At 57.7% G+C, this 6,525-nt stretch carries 5 protein-coding genes and 1 pseudogene; 4 read left to right on the top strand and 2 right to left on the bottom strand.

What is annotated here, in order from left to right; translation table 11 throughout:
- Together GYRE_RS21165 and GYRE_RS21160 are read right to left on the bottom strand one after the other, a co-directional pair.
- Positions 1-1,077 (bottom strand): annotated as a pseudogene (locus GYRE_RS21165) (transcription-repair coupling factor); the annotation flags it as partial.
- Between the two features lie 85 nt (positions 1,078-1,162).
- A complete protein-coding gene (locus tag GYRE_RS21160; protein ID WP_038258180.1) occupies positions 1,163-2,227 on the bottom strand; it encodes an acyltransferase family protein in 1,065 nt (354 codons plus the stop codon).
- A 194-nt stretch (positions 2,228-2,421) separates the two neighbouring features.
- On the opposite strand from GYRE_RS21160, the gene lolC reads away from it, so the two are divergent.
- Genes lolC through nagK form a run of 4 tightly spaced genes read left to right on the top strand, consistent with a single transcriptional unit; the run spans position 2,422 to position 6,521 of the window.
- A complete protein-coding gene (lolC, locus tag GYRE_RS21155; protein WP_038258177.1) occupies positions 2,422-3,621 on the top strand; it encodes a lipoprotein-releasing ABC transporter permease subunit LolC in 1,200 nt (399 codons plus the stop codon).
- The gene (gene lolD, locus GYRE_RS21150) at positions 3,614-4,315 is read left to right on the top strand and encodes a lipoprotein-releasing ABC transporter ATP-binding protein LolD (protein ID WP_006819511.1); all 702 of its coding nucleotides are present in this window, start codon (positions 3,614-3,616) and stop codon (positions 4,313-4,315) included. The genes lolC and lolD overlap by 8 nt, the downstream gene beginning before the upstream one ends.
- Positions 4,315-5,559, top strand: coding sequence for a lipoprotein-releasing ABC transporter permease subunit LolE (gene lolE, locus GYRE_RS21145; protein ID WP_038258175.1), 1,245 nt, complete (start codon positions 4,315-4,317; stop codon positions 5,557-5,559). Before lolD ends, lolE begins: the two co-directional genes overlap by 1 nt.
- Before the next feature lie 50 nt (positions 5,560-5,609).
- A complete protein-coding gene (nagK, locus tag GYRE_RS21140) occupies positions 5,610-6,521 on the top strand; it encodes an N-acetylglucosamine kinase (RefSeq protein ID WP_038258174.1) in 912 nt (303 codons plus the stop codon).
- Positions 6,522-6,525: the final 4 nt, after the last annotated feature.

The following is a 6,525-nucleotide window of genomic DNA, read 5'->3' as shown; positions in this document are numbered from 1 at the left end:
CGGCAGCTTCTGGTAGCCCAGGTTCTGGTTGGCGGCTTTCGCAGGCAGATGCTCGGTTTTGAGCTGGACGCGCGGCCATTTTTTCAGCTCGCTGAACAGGGCATCGGTGCGCAGCCACAGCAGATCTGGCGGCAGCAGCGGGCGCATCGGGTCAACGCCACGGTTTTCAAAGCGCGCCTGGGCTTCATTCTGGAAGCGCTCGGCGCTGGCTTCAGGATCGCCGGTGCTGACCAGCAGCGTATTGGCCGGGAAGTAGCTAAAGAGCGGGGGTAAGGGCTCACTGAAGAACAGCGGCTGCCAGTACTCAATCCCGGCGGGCAGGGTGCCTTTGCTCACCTGCTGATAAATATGCTCGGCTTCGCGTTTTACGTCGAAGCGATCGCGCCATGAGCTTCGGAACAGTTCAATGGCGGCCTTGTCGGTCGGGAACTCATGCGCGGGTAACAGGTTAATGGCGTCGACCTCTTCCAGCGTGCGCTGTGAATCGACGTCAAACAACCGCAGGCTGTCTATCTCATCGTCAAAGAAATCGAGACGGTAGGGTTGTTCGCTTCCCATCGGATAGAGGTCGAGCAGTGCACCACGGGTGGCATACTCGCCGTGAGCCATCACCTGATCGACATGGCGATAGCCTGCACCTTCAAGCTGATCCCGCAGGGCGTCGCGAGAGAGACGCTGCCCTTTTTTCATCACCAGCGCATGGCCGTGCAGGAAACTGTGCGGGCAGACGCGCTGCATCAGCGTGCTCACCGGGACAATCAGCACACCGCGCTGCATGGTGGGCAGACGATAGAGCGTAGACAGACGGGAAGAGATGATTTCCTGATGCGGAGAGAAGCTGTCGTAGGGGAGGGTTTCCCAGTCTGCCAGATTCTCCACCATCTGATCGGTAAACTGCCTGATTTCGTCGTGCAGGCGAAGTGCATTTTGCATATCGGGGGCAATCAGCACCACCGGACCGCTGTGACGTTCAATGATTTCGGCAACTTCTGTGGCGCAGGCCGCACCGGTGAGTTCACCCAGAAGACGCTGCTCGCCTGCTTTGACGGGCAGGGCGTATCGTTGTTTTTCAGGCATAAAGGGCATCGGTATCTCTTAAGGACTAGCCCCCAGTAATGGGGGCAAATCGCTGATATTCAATGCTGCATATTATCCCCGATCGTCAGGCATTCGCCAACCTTCGCGAAGGAGGGGTGAAAAAGAGATCGCCGGAGACTTTCTGCGAAAGGGTTCGTGCCACCAGCCCCAGCAGGATACACAGCCCCAGGCTGGCAAACGGATAGACCAGCAGCACCGCCAGCTCAAAGGCTCCGCTGTGCATGCCTTCCGCCAGATAGCCCAGCATCAGCAGACTGAGTGCCTCCACCACAATACGATGAGTGGTGTAAATGGCGAGGGTGTTCGAGCCGACCACGTTCAGTAGGCTATTTTCCCGGGATTCGACACGACGGCTGACGGCATAAAACAGCTTCATGATGATGAAAATCGACAGCAGCGATAAAAACAGCGGCGTGCGGGCAAGCCAGGTGACGATCGCCACGGCGGCAAACGCGGCGAGTGGGAGCCAGTGGCGACGAATATTGAAGCCCTTCATCCACTCCATCAGCGCAGCGCCGTACCACGAACCGAGCGCGTAATAGATAACATTGCGCAGGACGCTGTTCATTCCCCACCACGGGGTCGGGATAAAGTTAATGGCGATACTGAGCAGGGCCAGCGCCAGCAGCATGGGCAGTTTAAAGCGGCTGGTGAGCTTGCAGAGCGTAAAGTAGACCACCAGTGCGTACAGATACCACAGGCTGGTGCCGGCGGTAAGCATGCCGTAGAGGAACTGCCCAACGCTGCCGGCATAGGCGGCGTTACTGCTGTTGTTCAGTTCGCGTTCCGGTGCCAGCCACAGATTGAGGTGGCTTAACGCCAGCCACTGCAGCACGCCCCAGAGCAGTAGCACATAGGCAATCGCCCAGATACGCTTGCGATAGCAATCGCGCCATGAGACGTCATCGATGTAGCGGCGGATCAGAAAACCAGAGATAAAGAAAAAGACCGGCATACGAAACGGCGCCAGATACAAATTGAAATAAACCCAGCACTTAGAGAGCGTCTGGGACCACGGGTGCTGAAAGCCGCTGAGGTGGGGGTAGAAGGTGATCACCGAGTGGTAGACGACTACCAGGCATATACATAGCCCCTTGATTTGATTAATCCATAATGCTTTTTGCTTCATCACGCTAAGCGCCTTTTATTACCATAAACGAATGGCCGATCCTGACGCGTCATGCCGGTGATGTAACCAGTAACGTTCTGTATTTGGTTCATTTTCAGATAAGTATCAGTGGGTGGCTATCTGACTTCTCGCATTTACGCTCTGCGCTTTCGCTTATATACTCGTGCTTCTAAATCAGTAACCAGACGGATTACATGTACCAACCTGTCGCTTTATTCATTGGCCTGCGCTACATGCGTGGGCGCGCAGCGGACCGCTTCGGTCGCTTTGTCTCCTGGCTGTCGACTATCGGCATCACGCTTGGCGTGATGGCGCTGGTGACCGTGCTGTCGGTGATGAACGGTTTTGAACGCGAGCTGCAAAACAACATTCTGGGGCTGATGCCGCAGGCGGTGCTGAGCGCGGAGCAGGGTTCCTTGAATCCACAGCAGCTGCCGGCAAGCGAAGTTAAGTTACAGGGTGTCACGCGCGTGGCCCCGCTCTCCACCGGCGATGTGGTGCTGCAAAGCGCCCGCAGCGTGGCGGTTGGGGTAATGCTTGGCATTGATCCTGCACAGAAAGATCCGTTGACGCCGTTTCTGGTGAACGTGAAGCAAACCGCGCTGGAGCCGGGTAAATACAACGTTATTCTTGGCGAGCAACTGGCCGGGCAACTCGGCGTGAACCGTGGTGACGAAATCCGCGTGATGGTGCCGTCTGCCAGCCAGTTTACCCCGATGGGCCGCGTTCCAAGCCAGCGTCTGTTTACCGTTATCGGGACTTTCGCCGCCAATAGCGAAGTCGATGGCTACCAGATGCTGGTGAATATTCAGGATGCTTCCCGCCTGCTGCGCTACCCCATTGGTAACATCACCGGCTGGCGCCTGTGGCTCGACAAGCCGCTGCAGGTCGATACCCTGAGCGAGCAAAAACTGCCGGCGGGAACCAAATGGCAGGACTGGCGCGAGCGTAAAGGCGAACTGTTCCAGGCCGTGCGGATGGAGAAGAATATGATGGGGCTGCTGCTGAGCCTTATCGTCGCCGTGGCAGCCTTCAATATCATTACCTCGCTGGGTCTGATGGTCATGGAGAAGCAGGGGGAAGTCGCTATCCTGCAAACCCAGGGGCTGACGCCGCGACAAATTATGATGGTGTTTATGGTGCAGGGCGCAAGTGCCGGGATCATCGGCGCGCTGCTCGGCGCGGTGCTGGGAGCATTGCTTGCCAGCCAGTTGAACAACCTGATGCCGATAATCGGTGCCTTCCTTGACGGTGCGGCGCTGCCGGTGGCAATTGAGCCGCTACAGGTGGTGCTGATTGCGCTGATTGCTATGGTGCTGGCTTTACTTTCTACGCTGTATCCTTCATGGCGCGCTGCCGCCACACAACCCGCTGAGGCTTTACGTTATGAATAAGATCCTGTTGCAATGCGACAACCTGTGCAAACGCTATCAGGAAGGCAGTGTCCAGACTGACGTACTGCACAACGTGAGCTTCAGCGTGAAAGAAGGCGAGATGATGGCGATCGTCGGCAGCTCCGGCTCGGGGAAAAGTACCCTGCTGCACCTGCTGGGTGGTCTTGATACCCCGACCTCTGGCGATGTCATTTTTAGCGGTCAGCCGCTGAGCCAGCTCTCATCCGCGGCAAAGGCCGAGCTGCGTAACCGCGATCTCGGGTTTATCTACCAGTTCCACCATCTGCTGCCGGACTTTACCGCGCAGGAGAACGTGGCGATGCCGCTGCTGATTGGCAAGAAAAAACCGGCAGAAATTGAAAAGCGCGCGCTGGAGATGCTGCAGGCGGTGGGGCTTGGGCATCGCGCTCACCATCGCCCGTCGGAGCTCTCCGGCGGCGAGCGCCAGCGTGTGGCGATTGCCCGCGCGCTGGTCAATAACCCCCGTCTGGTCCTGGCGGATGAGCCGACCGGTAACCTCGATGCCCGCAACGCCGACAGCATCTTCCAGCTGCTGGGTGAACTGAACGTTTCGCAGGGCACCGCATTCCTGGTGGTGACGCACGACCTTCAGCTGGCGAAACGCATGAACCGTCAACTGGAAATGCGCGACGGTCGCCTGACGGAAGAAACGACCCTGATGGGAGCTCTGTAATGGCCTCCCCGTTATCGTTACTGATTGGCCTACGCTTTAGCCGAGGGCGTCGCCGCAGCGGTATGGTGTCGCTTATCTCGGTGATTTCTACCGTCGGTATTGCCCTCGGTGTCGCGGTGCTGATTGTGGGCCTCAGCGCCATGAACGGCTTCGAGCGTGAACTGAACAACCGCGTGCTGGCGGTGGTGCCACACGGTGAAATCGAGCCGGTGAACCAGCCGTGGAACAACTGGAATACGGCGCTTGAGAAAGTCGAGAAGGTGAAAGGGATCGAGGCTGCCGCGCCTTATATCAACTTCACCGGGCTGATTGAGAGCGGCAGTAACATGCGCGCTATTCAGGTGAAGGGCGTGGATCCCGCTCAGGAGAGCCATCTCAGCGCTTTACCGTCGTTCGTACTGAATAACGCCTGGGCCGGCTTCAAGGCCGGTGAGCAGCAGATAATCCTGGGTAAAGGGGTGGCGGACTCCCTCAAGGTGAAACAGGGTGACTGGGTTTCCATCATGATCCCGAACGCCGACTCAGACCACAAACTGCTGCAGCCAAAGCGCGTGCGTCTGCACGTGACGGGCATTCTGCAACTGAGTGGCCAGCTCGATCACAGCTATGCCATGGTACCGCTCGCAGACGCGCAGCAGTATCTGGAGATGGGCAGCAGCGTCACCGGTATCGCGATTAAGGTCAACGACGTGTTTAATGCCGCCAAACTGGTGCGTGACGCCGGCGAGGTGACCAACAGCTATGTCTATATCAAGAGCTGGATAGGCACCTATGGCTATATGTATCGCGACATCCAGATGATCCGCGCCATCATGTATCTGGCGATGGTGCTGGTGATTGGCGTCGCCTGCTTTAACATCGTTTCAACGCTGGTGATGGCGGTAAAAGACAAGAGCGGCGATATTGCGGTGCTGCGTACACTCGGGGCGAAGGATGGCCTGATCCGCGCGATTTTCGTGTGGTATGGTTTATTAGCCGGGCTGCTGGGCAGCCTGATAGGCGTGGCCATCGGCGTGATTTGCGCCCTGAATCTGACCTCAATTATCAACGGCATTCAGAAGCTGACCGGACACCAGTTCCTGTCTGGCGATATTTACTTTATTGATTTTCTGCCGTCCGAGCTGCACTGGCTGGACGTCATTTATGTGCTGGTAACGGCACTGTTGCTGAGTCTGCTGGCAAGCTGGTATCCCGCCCGCCGCGCCAGCCGAATTGACCCGGCGAGGGTGCTAAGTGGCCAGTAATTTGTCATGATCCGGCGGGTTACCGCCAGGGTCAACAAGAGGAATGAACCATGTTCTACGGATTTGACATTGGCGGTAGCAAGATAGCGCTGGGTGTATTTGACGGGCAGCGGCGATTGCAGTGGGAAAAACGCATCGCCACCCCGAAAGACAGCTATGAATCCTTTCTGAATGCGGTGGCTGGCCTTGTGGCCGAAGCCGACGCGCAGTTCGGTGTGAAGGGCTCCGTCGGGATTGGTATTCCCGGCATGCCGGAAACGGCAGATGGTACCCTGTATGCCGCTAACGTACCTGCCGCCAGCGGTCGCCCGCTGCGCGCCGACTTAAGCAAACTGCTGGACCGCGACGTGCGGCTCGACAACGACGCCAACTGTTTTGCGCTTTCCGAAGCCTGGGACGACGAGTTCACCCAGTATCCGCTGGTGATGGGACTTATTCTGGGCACCGGCGTCGGTGGCGGTATTGTGCATCACGGTAAATCGATAACCGGGCATAGCTACATTACCGGGGAGTTCGGCCACATTCGTCTGCCGGTGGATGCACTGGAGGTGGTCGGGCGTGATTTCCCGTTAACCCGCTGTGGCTGCGGTCAGCTCGGCTGTATTGAAAACTACCTCTCTGGCCGTGGTTTTGCCTGGCTGTATGAGCACTACTACCAGCAGCCGTTAACCTCACCTGAGATTGTGGCCCTGTGGTCGCAGGGCGATGCCCGCGCGCAGGAGCACGTAGAACGCTATCTTGATTTGCTTGCCGTGTGTCTTGGCAATATTCTGACCATTGTCGATCCTGATTTACTGGTGATTGGCGGTGGATTGTCTAACTTTAGTGCCATAACCGACGGGCTGGCGGCGCGGTTGCCGCGCCATCTGTTACCCGTCGCCCGCGTGCCGCGCATAGAGCAGGCGCGTCATGGGGATGCGGGAGGAATGCGCGGTGCCGCGTTCCTCCATCTTACCGACTAAGACA

It is taken from the genome of Yokenella regensburgei ATCC 49455 (assembly GCF_000735455.1).
GTDB lineage: Bacteria > Pseudomonadota > Gammaproteobacteria > Enterobacterales > Enterobacteriaceae > Yokenella > Yokenella regensburgei.
Note: the sequence above shows the minus strand (reverse complement) of the source record. Positions and strands in the feature narration are given on the sequence as shown.